At 73.8% G+C, this 17,878-nt stretch carries 18 protein-coding genes; 11 read left to right on the top strand and 7 right to left on the bottom strand.

Features of this window, described 5'->3' with window-relative positions; translation table 11 throughout:
- Positions 1-127: 127 nt before the first annotated feature.
- Positions 128-1,015 carry a helix-turn-helix domain-containing protein gene (locus GCE86_RS28075; protein ID WP_244317096.1) on the top strand — a complete coding sequence of 296 codons (888 nt, stop codon included), beginning with the start codon at positions 128-130 and terminating at the stop codon, positions 1,013-1,015.
- Here the strand turns inward: GCE86_RS28075 and GCE86_RS28080 are convergent.
- Together GCE86_RS28080 and GCE86_RS28085 are read right to left on the bottom strand one after the other, a co-directional pair.
- The gene (locus GCE86_RS28080; protein ID WP_154229690.1) at positions 987-1,637 is read right to left on the bottom strand and encodes a futalosine hydrolase; all 651 of its coding nucleotides are present in this window, start codon (positions 1,635-1,637) and stop codon (positions 987-989) included. The two genes, GCE86_RS28075 and GCE86_RS28080, sit on opposite strands and share 29 nt — an antisense overlap.
- The gene (locus GCE86_RS28085) at positions 1,634-3,232 is read right to left on the bottom strand and encodes an MFS transporter (RefSeq protein ID WP_154229691.1); all 1,599 of its coding nucleotides are present in this window, start codon (positions 3,230-3,232) and stop codon (positions 1,634-1,636) included. The genes GCE86_RS28080 and GCE86_RS28085 overlap by 4 nt, the downstream gene beginning before the upstream one ends.
- Positions 3,233-3,319: 87 nt before the next feature.
- On the opposite strand from GCE86_RS28085, the gene GCE86_RS28090 reads away from it, so the two are divergent.
- Complete coding sequence (locus tag GCE86_RS28090; RefSeq protein ID WP_154229692.1) at positions 3,320-4,159, top strand: DUF3027 domain-containing protein; 840 nt, start codon at positions 3,320-3,322, stop codon at positions 4,157-4,159.
- Between the two features lie 26 nt (positions 4,160-4,185).
- On the opposite strand, the gene GCE86_RS28095 is transcribed toward GCE86_RS28090, so the two are convergent.
- On the bottom strand, positions 4,186-4,401 hold the full coding sequence (locus GCE86_RS28095; RefSeq protein WP_204341813.1) for a DUF2530 domain-containing protein: 216 nt from the start codon (positions 4,399-4,401) through the stop codon (positions 4,186-4,188).
- Positions 4,402-4,535: 134 nt separating this feature from the next.
- Here GCE86_RS28095 and GCE86_RS28100 point away from each other — a divergent pair, with 134 nt between their 5' ends.
- From GCE86_RS28100 to thpR, 5 genes are all read left to right on the top strand, one after another.
- Positions 4,536-6,017, top strand: a complete 1,482-nt coding sequence (locus tag GCE86_RS28100; RefSeq protein WP_154229694.1) for an NCS2 family permease — start codon at positions 4,536-4,538, stop codon at positions 6,015-6,017.
- A gap of 71 nt (positions 6,018-6,088) precedes the next feature.
- Complete coding sequence (locus GCE86_RS28105) at positions 6,089-6,538, top strand: MarR family winged helix-turn-helix transcriptional regulator (RefSeq protein WP_208602683.1); 450 nt, start codon at positions 6,089-6,091, stop codon at positions 6,536-6,538.
- A gap of 76 nt (positions 6,539-6,614) precedes the next feature.
- A complete protein-coding gene (locus GCE86_RS28110) occupies positions 6,615-7,901 on the top strand; it encodes an MFS transporter (RefSeq protein ID WP_154229695.1) in 1,287 nt (428 codons plus the stop codon).
- Positions 7,902-8,019: 118 nt separating this feature from the next.
- On the top strand, positions 8,020-8,529 hold the full coding sequence (locus tag GCE86_RS28115) for a hypothetical protein (protein WP_154229696.1): 510 nt from the start codon (positions 8,020-8,022) through the stop codon (positions 8,527-8,529).
- A 3-nt stretch (positions 8,530-8,532) separates the two neighbouring features.
- Positions 8,533-9,111 carry an RNA 2',3'-cyclic phosphodiesterase gene (gene thpR / locus GCE86_RS28120; RefSeq protein WP_154229697.1) on the top strand — a complete coding sequence of 193 codons (579 nt, stop codon included), beginning with the start codon at positions 8,533-8,535 and terminating at the stop codon, positions 9,109-9,111.
- 40 nt (positions 9,112-9,151) lie between these two features.
- On the opposite strand, the gene GCE86_RS28125 is transcribed toward thpR, so the two are convergent.
- The 4 genes from GCE86_RS28125 to GCE86_RS28140 all read right to left on the bottom strand — a co-directional run bounded on the left by GCE86_RS28125 (position 9,152) and on the right by GCE86_RS28140 (position 13,958).
- On the bottom strand, positions 9,152-10,138 hold the full coding sequence (locus GCE86_RS28125; RefSeq protein ID WP_154229698.1) for an aldo/keto reductase: 987 nt from the start codon (positions 10,136-10,138) through the stop codon (positions 9,152-9,154).
- A gap of 59 nt (positions 10,139-10,197) precedes the next feature.
- Positions 10,198-11,286: a septation protein SepH gene (gene sepH / locus GCE86_RS28130; protein WP_154229699.1), complete on the bottom strand. Its 1,089-nt coding sequence runs from the start codon at positions 11,284-11,286 to the stop codon at positions 10,198-10,200.
- A gap of 188 nt (positions 11,287-11,474) precedes the next feature.
- Positions 11,475-12,602, bottom strand: a complete 1,128-nt coding sequence (serC, locus tag GCE86_RS28135; RefSeq protein WP_154229700.1) for a phosphoserine transaminase — start codon at positions 12,600-12,602, stop codon at positions 11,475-11,477.
- A 249-nt stretch (positions 12,603-12,851) separates the two neighbouring features.
- Positions 12,852-13,958 carry a citrate synthase 2 gene (locus GCE86_RS28140; protein WP_091261011.1) on the bottom strand — a complete coding sequence of 369 codons (1,107 nt, stop codon included), beginning with the start codon at positions 13,956-13,958 and terminating at the stop codon, positions 12,852-12,854.
- A 275-nt stretch (positions 13,959-14,233) separates the two neighbouring features.
- Here GCE86_RS28140 and pdxH point away from each other — a divergent pair, with 275 nt between their 5' ends.
- The 4 genes from pdxH (at position 14,234) to GCE86_RS28160 (ending at position 17,796) form a co-directional block, all read left to right on the top strand.
- Positions 14,234-14,863 carry a pyridoxamine 5'-phosphate oxidase gene (pdxH, locus tag GCE86_RS28145; RefSeq protein ID WP_204341668.1) on the top strand — a complete coding sequence of 210 codons (630 nt, stop codon included), beginning with the start codon at positions 14,234-14,236 and terminating at the stop codon, positions 14,861-14,863.
- Positions 14,860-16,155 (top strand): MFS transporter, encoded by a 1,296-nt coding sequence (locus GCE86_RS28150; RefSeq protein ID WP_154229701.1) that lies wholly within the window; start codon positions 14,860-14,862, stop codon positions 16,153-16,155. Before pdxH ends, GCE86_RS28150 begins: the two co-directional genes overlap by 4 nt.
- Before the next feature lie 106 nt (positions 16,156-16,261).
- Positions 16,262-17,191, top strand: a complete 930-nt coding sequence (locus tag GCE86_RS28155) for an aldose 1-epimerase family protein (RefSeq protein WP_154229702.1) — start codon at positions 16,262-16,264, stop codon at positions 17,189-17,191.
- A 2-nt stretch (positions 17,192-17,193) separates the two neighbouring features.
- Entirely contained in the window at positions 17,194-17,796 is a 603-nt protein-coding gene (locus GCE86_RS28160) for a nitroreductase family protein (protein WP_154229703.1), read from the top strand.
- Positions 17,797-17,878: the final 82 nt, after the last annotated feature.

A 17,878-nucleotide genomic window follows, 5' to 3' on the forward strand; every position in this document is an offset into this window, starting at 1 on the left:
TCGACCCCTCCTGAAGTGGATGTCCACAGGGTTATCCACAGGTTGGCGGCACCTGTTGAGATCGCCGCTCGGGGGCCGGAGCATCACGGGTGTGACCGAGCCGATGTCTGCTATCGAGCAGGAGCCCGTGCCTGGGCCGGATCTGGGTGAGTTCCTTCGCCGGCTCCGGCGACGGGCGGACCTGAGCCAGCGGGAACTGGCCGATCGGGCGGGAGTTCCGCAGGCCGCGGTTGCGCGGATCGAGTCGGGGCGGACCACCGACCCGCGTTACCGGACGGTGGAGCGGCTGATCCGGGCGGCGGGAGGACGGGTGGGATTCGACGCCGGGCCGGCCGGCGAGGATGGCTGCCCGCCGCCGGTGCCGCACGGGAAGCTGCGGGACGAGGCCGGTCGGCGCTATCCCGCACATCTCGACGTGTGGGAGGTCCGCGAACCCCGGGACTGGCCGGGCGCGTGGTGGGCGGAGTGGTACACGTTGCCGCCGAAGCGGTGGCCGCTACCGCTGCCGCCGGCCACCTACCGGTTGAACCGGGACCACCGGGATCGGCGGCGCGAGGGCGATCGGATTCGGCGGTCCGTGGCGGTACGGCGAGTGACCGGGCCGACCGTGCCGACGACGGCGTGGCGTTTCGTGGCCGAACTGCCGGGCGGTGACCTGGTGGGTGAGCTGCGGGCGCACGAGCAGAGCCCGCACCTGCGGTGGGGTGGCGAGGAGCGCCCAGGGGAGTGGGAGGTTGTCCTGGACGGCGTGCTGGTCGCGGCCGAGCGCCGCCGGCTGGGCATCGGGCGTCGGCTGGTGGAAGCGCTGCTCGCCGAGGTGGCGTCGGGTGGTCTCGCGGGCGAGCGCGACGGGCAGCGGGATCAACCGGTGCGCCCGCGGGTCTGCGTCCGGGCGCTGGCCCAGGAGCCGGGAATCACCTTCCTGGAGGCGTGCGGATTCGAGCTGGAGGCGAGCCGGCCGGCGGCGTTGCGCTTCGAGCGGCCGGTCAGCGGAGGGCGGCTGCGGCCGCGGTGAGGGCGGCGAACGCCTCGCGCATCCGCCACGAGCCGCGGTCGCGCGGGCCGATCGGGTTGGAGACCGTGCGCAGCTCGGCGAAGGGGAGGCCGGCCTGGGTGGCGGCGACGGCGACGCCGTACCCCTCCATGGCCTCGGCCACGGCGTCGGGGTGCCGGTCGGCGAGGGCCGCGGTGCTCGCGGCGGTGCCGGTCACCGTGCTGACCGTGAGCACCGCGCCGACGGTGGCCTCCGGCAGGGCGGTGCGGAGGGCGCCCAGCAGGCCGGGGTCGGCGGGTACGACGCTGCCGCCGCCCAGCAGCTCCGGCGGCATGCCCAGGTCCTCCACGGCGATGAAGCCGGTAGGGGACTCGGCGCCCAGGTCGGCGGCGACGCTGCGGGTGGCCAGGACGGTGCCGCCGACCGGGGCGCGGTCCACGAAGCCGCCCGCGATGCCCGCGCTGACCACCGCTCGGTACGGGCGTCCGGCCGCCTCGGCCAGCGCCAGCAGCCGTGCGGTGGCGGCGCCGGCCACGGCGGGTCCCACCCCGACCGGCGCGACCGTGACCGTGGGATCGGTGAGGCCCGCCCGGATCGCGTCGGCCTCGGCGGGCACGGCGGTCACCACCAGCAGCCCGCTCACGCCACCGGTCCCCGGGGCTCCCGCCGGTTCTCGTCCTCGCTGCCGCCCGGGCCGCCGACGGAGGAGGAGGGGCGGTAGATGTGGAAACCGGGCGGGGCCAGGTCGTCGTCGTCCGGGTGCGGCCGCGGGTCGGCGCGGTGCGGGGCCGGGGACGTGGGGGTGGCGTCGTCCACCGCCCCGCCTGCCTCGGTGGCCAGCTCGTCGTCGCCGAGCGGGCGGCCGAGCAGGTGCTCGCTGCGCAGCCGGGTGGCCACCAGCACGCCGCGGGCGGCCACCAACGCGGCCACGCAGGCGGCGACAGCCACGCCGACCGGGCCGGTGAACGGGACCAGGCCGAGCCCGCCGCCGGCCACGAAGGCCAGCATCAGTGCCGTCTCCGAGTGGGCGAACGAGCTGGCGCGCAGCCGCTCCGGGATCCGCTCCTGGATCGAGGCGTCGACCGCGAGCTTGGCGATGCCGCTCATCATCGAGGCGACCAGGCAGAGCAGCGCCACCATGGGCAGCGAGAACTTCAGCGCGGCGAGCACCGCCACGCCGGCCACGATGACCGTGCCGCTGGACTGGATCGCCGCCGGGCGGTGGATGCGCAGCCGGGTGCCGATCGCGGTGGCCAGGAAGGTGCCCACCGCCAGGGCGCCGCCGACCAGGCCGAGCGCACCCTGGGCGCCCAGGTCCCGGCCGAAGAAGTCGGTGGTCAGGTCACCGGCCTTGATCGCGAAGGCCAGGAAGAGCAGGAGGAAGCCGTAGAGCCCGCGCAGCGCCGCCGCGCCGATCAGCGTGGCGATCACCAGTCGGCCGGCGGGGCGGCCCCGGCCCAGCGGGCGTTCCCCGTCCCGCCGGCGCAGCGCCCGCAGCGGCCGGGGCACCCGCTCCGGTGGTTCCGAGTCGGCCCGTGGCGGCAGCCGCAGCGAGATCACCATGCCGATCAGGAAGATCACGGAGGCGACCCGGAGCGGCCACTGCGGCCCGAGCCAGAACGCGGCCAGCCCGATCGGGGCGACCAGCGCGCCGGCCACCGTGCCGTAGACGCTCGCCCGGGCACCCACCTGCGACAGCCCGAGCCCCTCGGGCAGCAGCCGGGGCACCGCGGCCGAGCGGGCCACCCCGTACGCCCGGGAGAGGGCGAGCACCCCGAACGCGGCGGGATAGAGCCCGAAGCCGCCGATGTAGTCGGAGATCAGCCAGGCCAGGAAGGCCCGGCCCAGCATGGTGGCGGCGAGCGCGTAGCGGCGGCCGTGCCGGAAGTGGTCCAGCAGCGGGCCGACCACCGGCGCGAGCATGGCGAACGGGACCATGGTCACCAGCAGGTAGAGGGCCACCTTGTTGCGCGCCTCGCCCAGCGGGACGTCGAAGAAGATGGTGCCGGCCAGGCCGATGGCGATCAGGGTGTCGCCGGCGCAGGAGAGGGCGTGCAGGTCGAAGAGGCGGACCATGCCGACCTCGTTGCCGGCGCTGCGGGCCCGGGCCGTGCCGGCCCGCCGGGTCATCCACCGGCCGCCGTGCAGCGAGCCCCGGAGCAGTAGGCGGGTGGCGCGGATGCCGGTGCCGACGGTCCGCCCGAGGACGGACCGGCCGGGGCGGGAGGACAGCGGCATGCGTCCCATCCTCGCCCATCTGATCCACGCGTGCCGCATCACCCGGAGAGAACGACTCCGGGGAGTGCCTGTCACCCGAGGGCAGGCATGGGGAACAATGGTCCGGTGACCAGGCCCGCCTCCGCCCGCGCTCCCCGACTCGACCAGGTGTGCGCCGCCGCCGTCGATGTGGCCCGCGCCGCCATCACCGAGGTGGAACCCGCCGACGTCGGCGAGCACCTCCAGGCGGTCGCCGAGGGCGACCGGCTCGTCACCCACTACTTCGAGTGCCGCCTGGCCGGCTACCGGGGCTGGCGCTGGGCCGTCACGGTCACCCGGGTGCCGCGCAGCCGCACCGTCACCATCTGCGAGACCGTGCTGCTGCCGGGCGCCGACGCGCTGCTCGCCCCCGGCTGGGTGCCCTGGCAGGAGCGGCTCAAGCCGGGCGACCTGGGCCCCGGCGACCTGCTGCCCACCCCGGCCGACGACGAGCGGCTCGCCCCCGGCTACCTGCTCTCCGACGACCCGGCCGTCGAGGAGACCGCCTGGGAGCTGGGCCTCGGCCGGGCCCGGGTGCTGTCCCGCGAGGGCCGCGCCGACGCGGCCCAGCGCTGGTACGACGGCGACCACGGCCCCGACGCCGCGATCTCGGTGGCCGCGCCGGCCGCCGCCCGCTGCGGCACCTGCGGCTTCTACCTGCCGCTGGCCGGTGCGATGCGGCAGGCCTTCGGCGCCTGCGGCAACTTCTACGCCCCGGACGACGGCCGGGTGGTCAGCGCCGACCACGGCTGCGGCGCGCACTCCGAGACGCTGATCGAGGCGACCGAGACGCCGGTGGACGAGCTGCCCACGGTCTACGACGACAGCGCCGTGGAGGCGGTCTCGGTGAGCCGGGCCCCGGGCTCGGTCGAGGCGGCCGAGCCGGCGGAGCCCTACGGCCACTCCTGACGGATCAGCCCTGAGGGCCTGACGGATCAGCCCTGACGGGCGGTGGCGGCCCGGCGGCGGCGCCGGTTGGCGTCGTGCCGCATCATCACGGCCAGGCCGGGAAAGCCCCACAGGAAACCGGCCAGGCAGGTCCAGAGCCAGTTCTGGTGCCCGTGCGCGGTGAGCCAGTCACGGAAGAAGAGCAGCAGCACCAGCCCCGCCACCGCCCAGACGACCAGCCCGGCGACGGCGATCGGCACCATCGGCGGGTCGAGCGGCTCGGGCCGCGGTTGCTGCTCCTGGGGCACGCTCCCAGCGTACGCGATCGTCCTTCCCTGCCCGCGAGTGATCTGGGACGATGCGCGCGACACCCGGTCGATCAATATGTGAGGACCCGATGGCCATAGCGCCGCCGCCCGACCACGGCACCCCACCCGACCCCGCGCACCCGCGCAACGCCTTCGACCGTTTCTTCGAGATCTCCGCCCGCCGGTCGACGCCGGGCCGGGAGGTCCGGGGCGGGCTGGCCACGTTCTTCACGATGGCGTACATCGTGGTGTTGAACCCGCTGATCCTGGGCAGCGCGGTCGACGGTGACGGGCGCAAGCTCGCCATCCCGGCGCTGGCGGCGGCCACGGCGCTGGTCGCGGGCGTCATGACCATCCTCATGGGCGTGGTGGCCCGGTTCCCGATCGCGCTGGCCGCCGGGCTGGGCGTGAACGCGCTGGTCGCGTTCGAGATCGCACCGCAGATGACCTGGGCGGACGCTATGGGCCTCGTGGTGATCGAGGGTGTGCTGATCGGCATCCTCGTGCTCACCGGGCTGCGTACGGCGGTGTTCCGCTCGGTGCCGACCCAGCTCAAGACGGCGATCGGCGTGGGCATCGGCCTCTTCCTGACGATCATCGGCCTGGTCGATGCCGGCTTCGTCCGGCGGGTGCCCGACGTGGCGAACACGACCGTGCCGGTCGGGCTGGGCATCGGCGGCAAGATCGTCAGTTGGCCCCTGCTGGTCTTCGTGGTGGGCCTGCTGCTCACCCTGGTGCTGGTGGTACGCCGGGTCCGCGGCGCGATCCTCATCGGCATCCTGGTCTCCACCGTGCTGGCGATCGTGGTGGAGGCGGTCGGCAACATCGGCCCGTCCTTCGTGAACGGGAAGCCGAATCCCAAGGGCTGGGCGCTCAACGTGCCGGAGCTGCCGAAGAAGGTGGTCGACATCCCCGACCTCTCGCTGCTCGGCAACTTCAACGTGCTGGACTCGTGGACCCGGGTCGGCTGGCTGGTCCCGCTGATGTTCGTGTTCACCCTGCTGATCACGGACTTCTTCGACACCATGGGCACGATGGTCGCCATCGGCCAGGAGGGCGACATGCTCGACGAGCGGGGCACCCCGCCGCGGGCCCGCGAAATCCTGCTGGTCGACTCGATCGCCGCCGCGGCGGGTGGCGCGGCGTCGGTGTCGAGCAACACGTCGTACATCGAGAGTGCCGCCGGCGTCGCGGAGGGCGCCCGGACCGGGGTGGCCAACCTGGTCACCGGCGTCCTGTTCCTGCTGGCCATGTTCCTGGCGCCGCTGTCGGCCGTGGTGCCGTTCGAGGCCGCGTCCACGGCGCTCGTGGTGGTCGGATTCCTCATGATGACCGCGGTACGCACCATCGACTGGACCGACTACGAGATCGCCATCCCGGCGTTCCTCACCATCGTGCTCATGCCCTTCACCTACTCGATCTCGAACGGCATCGGCGCGGGCGTGATCACGTTCGTGCTGCTGAAGCTGGCAAAGGGCAAGGTCCGCGACGTCCACCCCCTGCTGTACGGGGTGGCGGCGCTGTTCATCCTCTACTTCCTGCGCGGGCCGATCGAGTCCGTGCTGCTCTGACCCCTCTGACCCCTGGTGAGCCTGGTCATATCGCATGTCGTTAGCCAGGCTCATTAGTTAAGCTAACTAGTGTGACGGAGCGGACGGTGACGGCGAAACGCGTGCCACCGGCGCAGCTGGCCCCTCAGCTGCGTGATGCGATCACCCGACTCAATCGGCGGGTCCGACAGGCCCGACCGGTCGGCGACCTCACGGTCACCCAGCTCTCGGCGCTCACCAGCCTCAATCTGGCGGGCGCCCTGACACCCCGGGAGCTGGCCGACATCGAGCGGGTGCAGCCGCCCACGATGACGAAGATCGTCGCGAAGCTGGAGGACCGCGGCCTCGTGCAGCGGACCCCCCACCCGACCGACGGACGGCAGGTCATCCTGGCGGCTACCGAGGGGGGACGGGCCGTACTCGACCAGTTCGAGCGGGCCCGCAACGAGTGGCTGGCCAGTCGGCTGGCCGCCCTGACCGAGGAGGAACGCGACACGCTGCGACGTGCCGCCGACATCCTGCAGGGCATCGCTCGCGCCTGAGCGGGTACCCGCGTCCCGCGGTCCGCTTCGTCCGCTGTGGATGAGGCATACCTGACCGCGAGGAGGCGCACCTAGAGTGCAGGCCAAGTTGAGCACGATGTTCCAGTCCCTACGAGTCCGCAACTACCGACTCTTCGCCACCGGACAGCTGATCAAGTTGATCGGCGTCTGGATGATGTACATCGCTCAGGACTGGCTCGTCCTCGACCTCAGCGGCAACTCGGCGACCGCGCTCGGCGTGGTCACCGCGCTCCAGTTCACCCCGGTGCTGCTGCTGACACTGATCTCCGGCCGCCTCGCCGACCGCTACGACAAGCGGATGCTGCTCTTCGTCGCCAACATCTTCTGGACCGTGCTGGCGCTGGCCATGAGCCTGCTCGTGGTCACCGGGCTGGTGCAGCTCTGGCACGTCTTCGCGTTCGCCGCCCTGCTCGGGGTGTTCAACGCGGTGGAGACCCCGGTGCGGCAGGCGTTCGTCTCCGAGCTGGTCGGCATGCCGCTGCTGCCGAACGCGCTCTCGCTCAACGCGGCCACCTTCAACTCGGCCCGGATCCTCGGCCCGGCCGTCGCCGGCCTGGCCATCGCCGCCTTCGACGTCGGCCCGGTCTTCCTGATCACCGCGTTCAGCTCGATCGCGCCGCTGGTCAACGTGGTTCGGATGCGCACCAGCGAGCTGTACCGCAAGGACCTGCCGCCGGCCGGCGAGCGCGACCAGGCCAAGGTCGTGGACGGCCTCCGGTACGTCGCGCGCCGCCCCGACATCCTGCTGCCGATGGCGCTCATGTCGGTGGTCGGGATGACCCTGTTCAACTTCCAGCTCACCCTCGCCGCGCTGGCCAAGACCGTGTTCAAGACAGGTGCCGCCTCGTTCGGCCTGTTCACCACCGCGCTGGCGGTCGGCGCGCTGGTCGGCGCCCTGGCCGGCACCGGGCGGCGCAGCCGGCCCACCGTGTGGCTGGTGCTCGGTGCGGCGGTCGGCTGTGCCAGCTTCGGCACGCTGGTGGGGCTCGCCGGGTCGTACTGGCTGGTGGTGGCGCTGCTGCTGCCCACCGGGTTCTTCATGGTCTTCTTCGCGCAGGCCGCCAACCAGCGGGTCCAGCTCGGCGTCGACGCCGCCTTCCGAGGCCGGGTCATGGCGCTGTGGGTGCTCGTCTTCCTCGGCACCAACCCGGTCGGCGCGCCGATCATCGGCTGGGTGGCCGAGACCTTCGGCGCCGGCGCGAGCATCTGGATCGGTGGGCTGATCTCGCTGGCCGCCGCCCTGCTGGCGCTCACCTGGCAGCTGCGCCGCTCCGGCGCCCGGCTGCGGCTGCGGGTGCTGCCCATGCCGCGCTTCTACGTGGTGTCGCCCGGGGCGGAGTGACCCGTCGACCACCGAAGGACCGGTTCCCGCCCGCGGGTACCGGTCCTTCCTCATTCATTCGCGTCCGGATCTCGCCAATCGGGTGGCGGACGGCGACAACGCGGCTTAGCGTCGATATGTGGGAGTGGGGCGGGGTCTGCTGCTGGTGCTGGCGATCCTCGCCGTCTGCTGCCTGCCCGCCCTCTTCGCGCTGGTCTTCTGCGCCGACGAGATCCTCGACCGGGTGGTCTGCGGCTGGGCGGAGTGGCGGGAGCGGCGGCGGGCACGCCGCACCATCGCGCGGCTGGACCGGGCCATCGAGGCCGAGTCGCTCACCCGCGACATCGACCTCACCGAGTTCGACCGGGAGAACCGCCGCCCGCTGGAACAGCTGGCCGTCGACCTGCGCCGCCTCGGCGGCCACCGGCTCGCCGCCGCCGACCGGTCGGTGGTGTGGCACGGCGCGGTCATCGACGCGTACGACGAGCGGCTGCGGGCCGCCTGCGCCGCGCTCGGCATCGGCGAGCACCTGGCCGAGCTGGACGGCGTCGACCGGGAGATCGAACGGGTACGCGTCGAGGGCCTCCTGCACGCCGCCGGGCTCACGCTGCCCGCCGCCCGTCCGGGCCACCATCAGCGGCACCGCTGACCGGTGCGGCTCTTCGTCGCGGTCTACCCGCCGAAGCCGGCGGTCGACGACCTGAGCGCGCAGGTGTCCCGGCTGCGCACCGGAGCCGCCGCGGCGGCCGGCACCAACGTCCGGCTGGCCGACCCGGCCAACGCCCACCTCACCCTGGCGTTCCTGGGTGATGTGCCCGACGACCGGCTGGTCGACGTGGAGAGCGCGCTCGGCCTGGCCGCGCAGACCTTCCGGGACGCCCGGGGCAGCTCGCCGCGGCTGCGGCTCGGCGGCGGGGGCAGCTTCGGGCGCGGCCGGTTCACCGTGCTGTGGGTGGACGTGCGCGGCGAGGTCGACGGGCTGGCCGTGCTGGCCCGGCTGATCCGGTCCGGGCTGCGCCGCGCCCGGCTGCCGCACGACGAGAAGCCGTTCCGGGCCCACCTGACCATCGCCCGCCCCGGCGACCGGATCGACCGTGCCGACGTGCTCGCCGACCGGGAGACCCTGCACGACTACCTCGGCCCCGAGTGGAGCGCCGACGAGCTGGTCCTGATGCGCAGCCACCCGGGCCCCCACCCCACCTACGACCGCCTGGCCGCCTGGCCGGTCTGACCGGGCCGGCCGGGAAGGCCCGGCCGACCCGGTCAGCGGGTCACCAGGCCCAGGCTTCCGGGCCGGGGCCGCCGTTGCCGATCGGCGGGAACAGCTCGTCGAGCTTCTCCAGCGTCGCCTCGTCGAGCTTCACGTCCAGGGCGCCGAGGTTGCGGTCGAGCTGGTCCATGGTGCGCGGGCCGACGATCGGGGCGGTCACGCCCGGGCGGGAGAGCAGCCACGCCAGCGCCACGTCGGCCGGGTCGTGGCCCAGGTCAGCGCAGAGCTTCTCGTACGCCTCGATGGTGGTCCGGTGCTCGGCCAGCGCGTCGGCCGACCGGCCGGTGGTGCCGCGGGCCGCGCCGCCCTCGGCCATCTTGCGGATGACCCCGGAGAGCAGTCCGCCGTGCAGCGGCGACCAGGGGATGATGCCCAGGCCGTAGTGCTGCGCGGCCGGGACCACCTCCAGCTCGACGTGCCGGGTCATCAGGTTGTAGATGCACTGCTCGGAGACGAGACCGAGGAAGTTGCGGCGGCCGGCCGCCGCCTGCGCCTGGGCGATGTGCCAGCCGGCGAAGTTGGACGAGCCGACGTAGATGACCTTGCCCTGGGCGACCAGGGTCTCCATGGCCTGCCAGATCTCCTCCCACGGCGTGGTCCGGGAGATGTGGTGCATCTGGTAGAGGTCGATGGTGTCGGTCTGGAGGCGGCGCAGCGAGTCCTCGCAGGCCCGGATGATGTGCCGGGCGCTCAGGCCCTGCTCGTTGGGCCACTCGCCCATCTTGCCGTAGACCTTGGTGGCCAGGACGACCCGGTCGCGGCGCCCGCCGCCCTGGGCGAACCAGCGGCCGATGATCTGCTCGGTGACGCCCTCACCGAGCTTCCAGCCGTAGACGTTCGCGGTGTCGAAGAAGTTGATCCCGTGTTCCAGCGCCCGGTCCATGATGGCGAAGCTGTCCGGCTCGTCGGTCTGCGGCCCGAAGTTCATGGTGCCGAGGCAGAGGCGGCTCACCGAGAGGCCGGTGCGTCCCAGGTTCGTGTACTCCATGAGTCCACCCTGGCACGCGGGCACTTAGAGTGCCTTGCGTTACCAGGGTGGCCCGTCGATCAGGAGGACTCGCGGGCCGCCGGGCCGGTGCCGAAGAGGACGTCGTCCCAGCTCGGTAGCCGCTTGCGCGGCTTGCCACCGGCCTCGGTGGACTCGGTGCCGGTGCCGCCGGTCGCCGCCGGTGCGCCGGTGCGCCGCGGCCGGAGCACGGCCAGCGACGGCACGGCGGGGATCTCCTTCGGCGCGTCCGAGTCGTCGTCGAACGCGGAGCCCTGGCCGCCGCCGAGCAGCGCGGCCGCCCCGCCGGTGACCGCCCGCTGGCGGGGCGCGTCGGACCCGGCCAGCGCCGCCGGGGAGCGGGTGTCCAGGCCGCGACCGGACGTGCCGCCGAGCGGCCGGTCCAGCGAGGCGAGCAGCGCGTCGCGGCCGGCGCGGATCGGGTCCCGCCCCGGACGGGCGTGCTCGCCGGGCGACGGCAGGCCGTGCCCGCCTCGGCTCGGCTCGCCGCGCGACGGGCCGGGCAGCGCGTGGCCGCCCCGCTCGGGCGCCGGCTCCTGGCCGAGGATCGGCGTGGGCCGCTCGGCGCACAGGTACTGCGCCATGTCGTCGTGTGGGCTGACGTTCTGCCGGAGCTTGTCGAGGTCCCAGACCGCCTGCGCCGTGGCCTTGCCGGACGGCCAGGTGGCGATGATCCGCCAGGTGCCGTCGTCGCGGCGGTAGGCGTCCCAGGAGATCTTCTCGGTGTCGATCCCGTGCTGGGCCAGCCGGCCACTGACCACCTCGGCCAGCGGGGTCGGCTTCTCGGCGCCCTTGAGCCGGGTGCGCCGGGCGTGCTGGGCGAGCATGGCCCGCTCCTGGAGCACCGGACCGGCGTAGCGCAGGACGCGGTCGACCGGCACGCCGGCGATGCGGGCGACGTCCTCGGCGGACTCGCCGGAGCGGATCCGGGCCTGGATGTCCCGTGGGGAGAGCGACGGCGTCGGGTCGGTGGCGCTCGGCACCACGGCGAGCGGGGGCGCGCCCGGCTCGGCGTGCAGTGCCGAGGCGATGCGCTCGTCGATCGGCAGGGCGAGCAGGCGCCCGACCTCGTCGGCGAGCACCAGAGCCTGGCCGTCCTCGGAGAGGGCGACGAAGCGTACTGGGCGCATGGGCTTGCCTCCGTCCCGCTTCGCTGGCCGTCACGCCACGAGCCGGCCACCCGGGCGTCTCGGACCACCGTACGCTCATCTACCCGAAGCTGGGGGATGCGACACTCGGCATGTCGCGACTGAGCTGCAACGATGATCACGGTGGGTGGTCGCCGGGGCTCCGGCGACCACCCACCGTGATCAGATGATCAGAGTCGCTCGACCACGTAGTCGATCGACGCGGTGAGCGCCTCCACGTCGGCCGGCTCGACCGCCGGGAAGAGCGCGACGCGGAGCTGGTTGCGGCCGAGCTTCCGGTACGGCTCGGTGTCGACGATGCCGTTGGCGCGCAGCACCTTGGCGATCGCCGAAGCGTCCACCCCGTCGGCGAAGTCGATGGTGGCGACCACGTTGGAGCGCAGCGCCGGGTCGGCCACGTACGGGGTGGCGAACGAGGAGCGCTCCGCCCAGCCGTAGACGATGCCGGCGCTCTCGGCGGTGCGCTTGGCCGCCCAGGCCAGGCCGCCCTGCGAGTTCATCCAGTCGGTCTGCTCGGCGGCCAGGAAGATGGTGGCCAGCGCGGGCGTGTTGTAGGTCTGCTCCAGCCGCGAGTTGTCGATCGCGGTGACCAGGTCGAGGAAGGCGGGGATGTAGCGGCCCGACTCCTTGATCTCGGTGGCCCGGGCGAGCGCGGCCGGCGACATGAGGGCGAGCCAGAGGCCGCCGTCGGAGCCGAAGCACTTCTGCGGGGCGAAGTAGTAGACGTCGGTCTCGCCGACGTTGACCTCCAGGCCGCCGGCGCCCGAGGTGGCGTCGACCAGCAGCAGCGAGCCCTCGTCGGCGCCCGGGACCCGGCTGATCGGCACGGCCACGCCGGTGGAGGTCTCGTTGTGCGGGGTGGCGTAGACGTCCACGCCGGCCTCGGCGACCAGGGTCGGTGCGCTGCCCGCCTCGGACTTGCGTACGGTCGGCTCACCCAGGAACGGCGCGTCCTTGACCGATTTGGCGAACTTGGCGCCGAACTCGCCGAAGCTGGCGAACTGCGCCCGGTCGCGGATCAGGCCGAAGGTGGCGACCTCCCAGAAGGCGGTGGTGCCGCCGTTGCCGAGCACCACCTCGTAGCCATCGGGGAGGGCGAAGAACTCGGCGAGGCCGCGGCGCAGCCGGGCCACCTGGTCGCGGACCGTCTTCTGCCGGTGCGAGGTGCCCAGGTAGCTGGTGGCGACGTCGGCGAGTGCGGAGACCGCCGCGGGACGGACCTTGGACGGCCCGCAGCCGAAGCGGCCGTCGGCGGGCTTGATGTCGTCGGGAATCCGGATGGTCGGTGCGTCAGCCACGGTTGTCTCGATCCTTCCGCATGGGCGAGGGCGGGCCCTTTCAGCGGGGCGCGGAGCGACGGCGGCCACGCGCGGGGGCGCGGCGGAGCCGGGTCCGAGCCCGGTCCGGCGGCACTGCCGGCCTTCATCCTCGCACCCGCACGGCCCGGCCCGGCGGCTGGTCCCACGACCGGGGCTGAGGGATGCGCCACACGGACCAGGGCCCGGTCCGCGACGGACCGGGCCCTGGCAGGGGTACGCGGGGAGGGGTCAGACGCCGTGCGGGATGGCGTCCCAGCCCTCGACCTCCTGCGGCTTCCGGCTGCCCGGGCCGACGTAGCGGGCCGACGGGCGGACCAGCCGCTGGAGCTTCTTCTGCTCGAGGATGTGGGCGGACCAACCGCCCATCCGGGCACAGGTGAACATCGAGGTGAACATGTGCGCGGGCACCTCGGCGAAGTCGAGCACCACGGCCGACCAGAACTCGACGTTGGTGGCGAGCACCCGGTCCGGGCGGCGGGCCTGGAGCTCGGCCAGGGCGGCCTTCTCCAGCGCCTCGGCGATCTCGAAGCGCGGCGCGCCCAGCTCCTTGGCGGTGCGGCGGAGCACGCGGGCGCGCGGGTCCTCGGCCCGGTAGACCCGGTGGCCGAAGCCCATGAGCCGCTCGCCCCGGTCGAGGACGCCCTTGACGTAGCCCTCGGCGTCGCCGCTGCGCTCGACGGCCTCCAGCATGCTGAGCACCCGGGACGGCGCGCCGCCGTGCAGCGGGCCGGAGAGGGCGCCGATGCCGGAGGAGATGCAGGCCGCGGCGTCGGCGCCGGTGGAGGCGACGATCCGGGTGGTGAAGGTGGAGGCGTTCAGGCCGTGCTCGGCGGCCGAGATGAAGTAGGCGTCGACGGCCTTGACGTGCCGCGGGTCGGGCTCGCCCCGCCAGCGCTTCATGAACCGCTCGACGATCGTCTCCGCCTTGTCGATCTCCTTCTGCGGCACGGCCGGCAGGCCGAGGCCGCGGGCGGACTGGGCGACGAAGGACAGCGCGGTGACCGACACCCGGGCCAGGTCCTCGCGGGCCTGCTCGTCGGAGATGTCGAGGAGCTGGCTGAGCCCCCAGTACGGGGCGAGCATGGCGACCGCGGACTGCACGTCGACGCGGATGTCGCCGGAGTGCACCGGCACCGGGAAGGGCTCGGCCGGCGGCAGGCCCGGGCCGAAGCGCCCGTCGACCAGCAGCGCCCAGACGTTGCCGAAGGAGACCTGACCGATCAGATCCTCGATGTCCACGCCGCGGTAGCGCAGCGCGCCACCCTCGCGGTCCGGTTCGGCGATCTGGGTCTCGAAGGCTACGACGCCCTCCAGGCCCGGTTTGAAGTCGGACATGTCGTCTCCTGGCTTCCGGCGGTGGTGGCGGCCGCGCGGGCTGGACGGGCCCGCGGCTCGGGCGACCCCCTCAGGGATGTGTTCGGAACATCTTGCCTGCTGGGTAACCGGGTTCGCGACCCGCAGCGACTGTGCGCCACATGACATCCCCGCCGGTGGACATGCTCACGGGCAGGAGAAGACTGGGTGGCGGGGTCTGGCCAGCGTCGGGGGACGCCGGTATCCCCGGGAGAGGGACGACGAGAGTGACGGGCGACACACCTGCCCCGGCCGGCATGCGTAACGAGTACGCCGCCGACCTGGGCCTTTCCGAATCGGATCTCGCGCCGGACTGGCACACCCAGTTCGCCCGCTGGTTCGCCGACGCGGTGGCGCATCCGCTGCCCGAACCGAACGCCATGGTGGTCGGCACGGCCGACGCCGACGGGCGGCCGAGCGGCCGCACCGTGCTCCTCAAGGGGTACGACCCGGACGGGTTCGTCTTCTACACCAACTACGACTCCCGCAAGGGCGGCGAGGCGACCGCCAACCCGTGGGCCAGCCTGGTCTTCCCCTGGTTCCCGATGCAGCGGCAGGTGACGGTCACCGGCCGGGTGAGCCGGGTCGACCGGGCCGAGACGGAGGCGTACTTCGCGGTCCGTCCGCGCGGCTCGCAGCTCGGGGCCTGGGCGAGCACCCAGTCGGCGGTGATGCCGGACCGGGCGGCGCTGGACGCGGCGTACCGGGCGGCGGCCGAGCGCTTCGCCGACGTGGCGGAGATTCCCGCCCCGCCCAACTGGGGCGGCTTCCGGGTGCGGCCGGAGACGGTGGAGTTCTGGCAGGGCCGGGCCAGCCGGCTGCACGACCGGCTGCGGTTCCGGCGTACCGGGGACGGCGCCTGGGCGATCGAGCGGCTGGCCCCGTGACGGGGGTGAAGGAGGCCCGGCCGCGCGGAGCGCGCCGCTGGGCCATCGACCTGCGTCCGCTGGGTGTTCCCGCGTACCGCCGGGTGTGGCTCGGCAACGCCGTGGCGATGTTCGGCTTCCAGTTCACGGCCGTGGCCGTGCCGGTGGAGATGTTCGACCTGACCGGCGGCTCGTTCTGGGTCGGCCTGCTCGGGATCGCCGGCTTCGTGCCGCTGCTGGTCTTCGGACTGTGGGGCGGCGCGGTCGCCGACGCCCGGGACCGCCGCCGGGTGCTGCTGGGCGGCGGCGCCCTGCTGTGGGCGTCGACGCTGGCGCTGCTGCTCCAGTCGCTGCTGCGGGTGGGCAGCCCGGTGCTGCTGCTCGTCCTGGTCGCGGTGCAGTCGATCGCGTTCGCGATCACCTCGCCGACCCGCAGCGCCATCCTGCCCCGCCTTGTGCCGGCCGACCTCGTCCCGGCGGCCAGCACGCTGAACTTCACCACGTTCACGGCGACCTCGGTCTTCGGGCCACTGGCCGCCGGTCTCATCTTCGCCACCTGGCGCACCGACGTCGGGCTGCCGATCGCGTACGGCGTCGACGGGCTGCTGTTCACCGTGTCGCTCTGGGCCACCCTGCGGCTGCCCGCCATGCCGCCCGAGCCCGATCCGGACAGCGCCGGCACGCCGCGCAAGGCGGGGCTGGCCAGCATCGTCGACGGGCTCCGTTATCTGGCCACCACCCCGGTGCTGCTGCTCTCGTTCGCCATCGACCTGATCGCCATGATCCTGGCCATGCCCCGGGCGCTCTTCCCCGAGCTGGCGCACGAGCGGTTCGGCGGCGGGGCGGCGGTGGGCTGGCTCTACAGCGCCATCGCCATCGGCGCGATGCTGGGCGGCCTCACCTCCGGCTGGATCGGCCGGGTACGCCGGCAGGGCGTCGTGCTGGTGGTGGCCGTGGTCGGCTGGGGCGTGGCGATCGCCGCCGCCGGGATGGCCCGCCAGCTCTGGCTCGTGGTGGCCCTGCTCGGCCTGGCCGGCGCCGCCGACCTGGTCAGCGCGACCCTGCGGCAGTCGATGCTGCTGATCTACGCGCCGGACCGGATGCGCGGCCGGCTCCAGGGCGTCAACACGGTGGTGGTCGCCGGTGGCCCGCGCCTGGGCGACCTGCGTGCCGGCGCGATGGCCGCCGCCTCCGGCACGACCGTCGCCATGGTGGGCGGCGGTCTCGCCTCGGCCGTGCTCGCGGTGCTGCTCGTGACGGTCTTCCCGGCCCTGCTCCGCTACCGGGCCGCCGGGGCGGGCGAGCGGACCTGACCGACGGCCCGGGGCGGACCGCCGCCCCGGGCCGGACCGGCCGCACGCTGGGACGTTGCCGGGCGGGCTGCGCGACGTACGGGTGCGACGGACTAAGGTCGCCGACATGGAGACCGACGTGCGCCCGTCCCCGTCCGGAACACAGTGGACCATCGCGGCCGACGGCCACGAGGCCGTCGTGGTGGAGGTCGGCGGTGGCCTGCGGGCCTACCGGCACGACGGGACCGACTACCTCGACGGGTACGAGGCGGACGAGATCGCCCCCGGTTCGGCCGGACACGTGCTGGCCCCCTGGCCGAACCGGATCCGGGACGGGGCGTACACCTTCGGGGAGCGGTCGTTCCAGCTCGACCTGACCGAGCCGGCCCGGCACAACGCCATCCACGGCCTGGTCAACTGGGTGCGGTGGCAGCTCGTCGAGCGGTCGCCGAAGAGCGTCACGATCGGCTACGAGCTGCCGCCCAGCCCCGGCTACCCGTGGGCGCTGCGCCTCACGAGCCGGTGGAGTGTCGGTGCCGACGGGCTGCGCGCCGAGCACGAGGTGACCAACCTGTCCGGCGAGCCGGCCCCGTTCGGCTTCTCCGTGCACCCCTACCTGCAGCTGCCGAAGGTCGGCGTGGACGAGCTGACCATGCGGGTGCCCGGCCGGACCCGGGTGCTGCTGGACAACCGGCTGCTGCCGGTGGCCGCGACCGGGGTGGCCGGCACCGAGTACGACTACACCGAGCCCCGCGCGATCGGCAACGCGGTGCTCGACCTCGCGTTCGGCGACATCGTGCGGGACGCCGACGGCGGCTCGTCGGTGACCCTGGCCGCCCCGGACGGCTCGGCCGCCGTGCACATCTGGGCCGACGGCGAGTTCGGCTGGTGGCAGGTCTTCACCGGGGACACCCTCACCGGGGAGCGGCACCGGCGGTCGGTGGCGGTCGAGCCGATGACCTGCCCGGCCGACGCCTTCCGCTCCGGCCGGGACCTCATCACGCTGGCCCCCGGGCAGACGTGGCGGGGCGCCTGGGGCATCCGGCCCGGGGCCTGAGCGTGGAGTTCGCCGAGGTCGTCCGGCGCCGCCGGATGGTCCGCAACTACGACCCGGACCGGCCGGTCCCGCCCGAGGTGGTGGACCGGCTGCTCGACCACGCCGTGCGGGCCCCGTCGGCCGGGTTCGCCCAGGGCTGGGGCTTCCTGGTGCTGGAGGAGCCGGCGGACCGGGAGCGGTTCTGGGCGGCGGCCACCCCGGGCGGCGGCGGCCGGGAACGCTGGCTGGCCGGGATGCGCAACGCCCCGCTCATCGTGGTGCCGCACGCGAACCGCTCCGCGTACCTGGACCGTTACGCCGAGGCGGACAAGGGCTGGGCGGACCGCTCGGAGGACCGCTGGCCGGTGCCCTACTGGTACGTCGACACCGGCTTCGCCGCCCTGCTCATGCTGCTCACCGCCGTGGACGAGGGGCTGGGCGCGTGCTTCTTCGGCATCCCGCCGCAGCGGATCGGGGCGTACCGGGAGGCGTTCGGCGTGCCGGCGGAGTACCACCCGATCGGCGCGGTCACGGTAGGTTACCGGGCACCCGACCACCGGTCGCCGTCGCTGCGGCGCGGCCGCCGGCCGGTGGACGAGGTGGTCCGGCGGGGCCGCTGGAGCTGAGGGTGGTTGAGCGCGTCCGGCCCCGGTACCGGCGGTAGCGAAACCGACATGAGGGAGTAAAACGCGGTGTGGCGGGTGCGGC

It is taken from the genome of Micromonospora terminaliae, from assembly GCF_009671205.1.
In the GTDB taxonomy this organism is placed as follows: Bacteria; Actinomycetota; Actinomycetes; order Mycobacteriales; family Micromonosporaceae; genus Micromonospora; species Micromonospora terminaliae.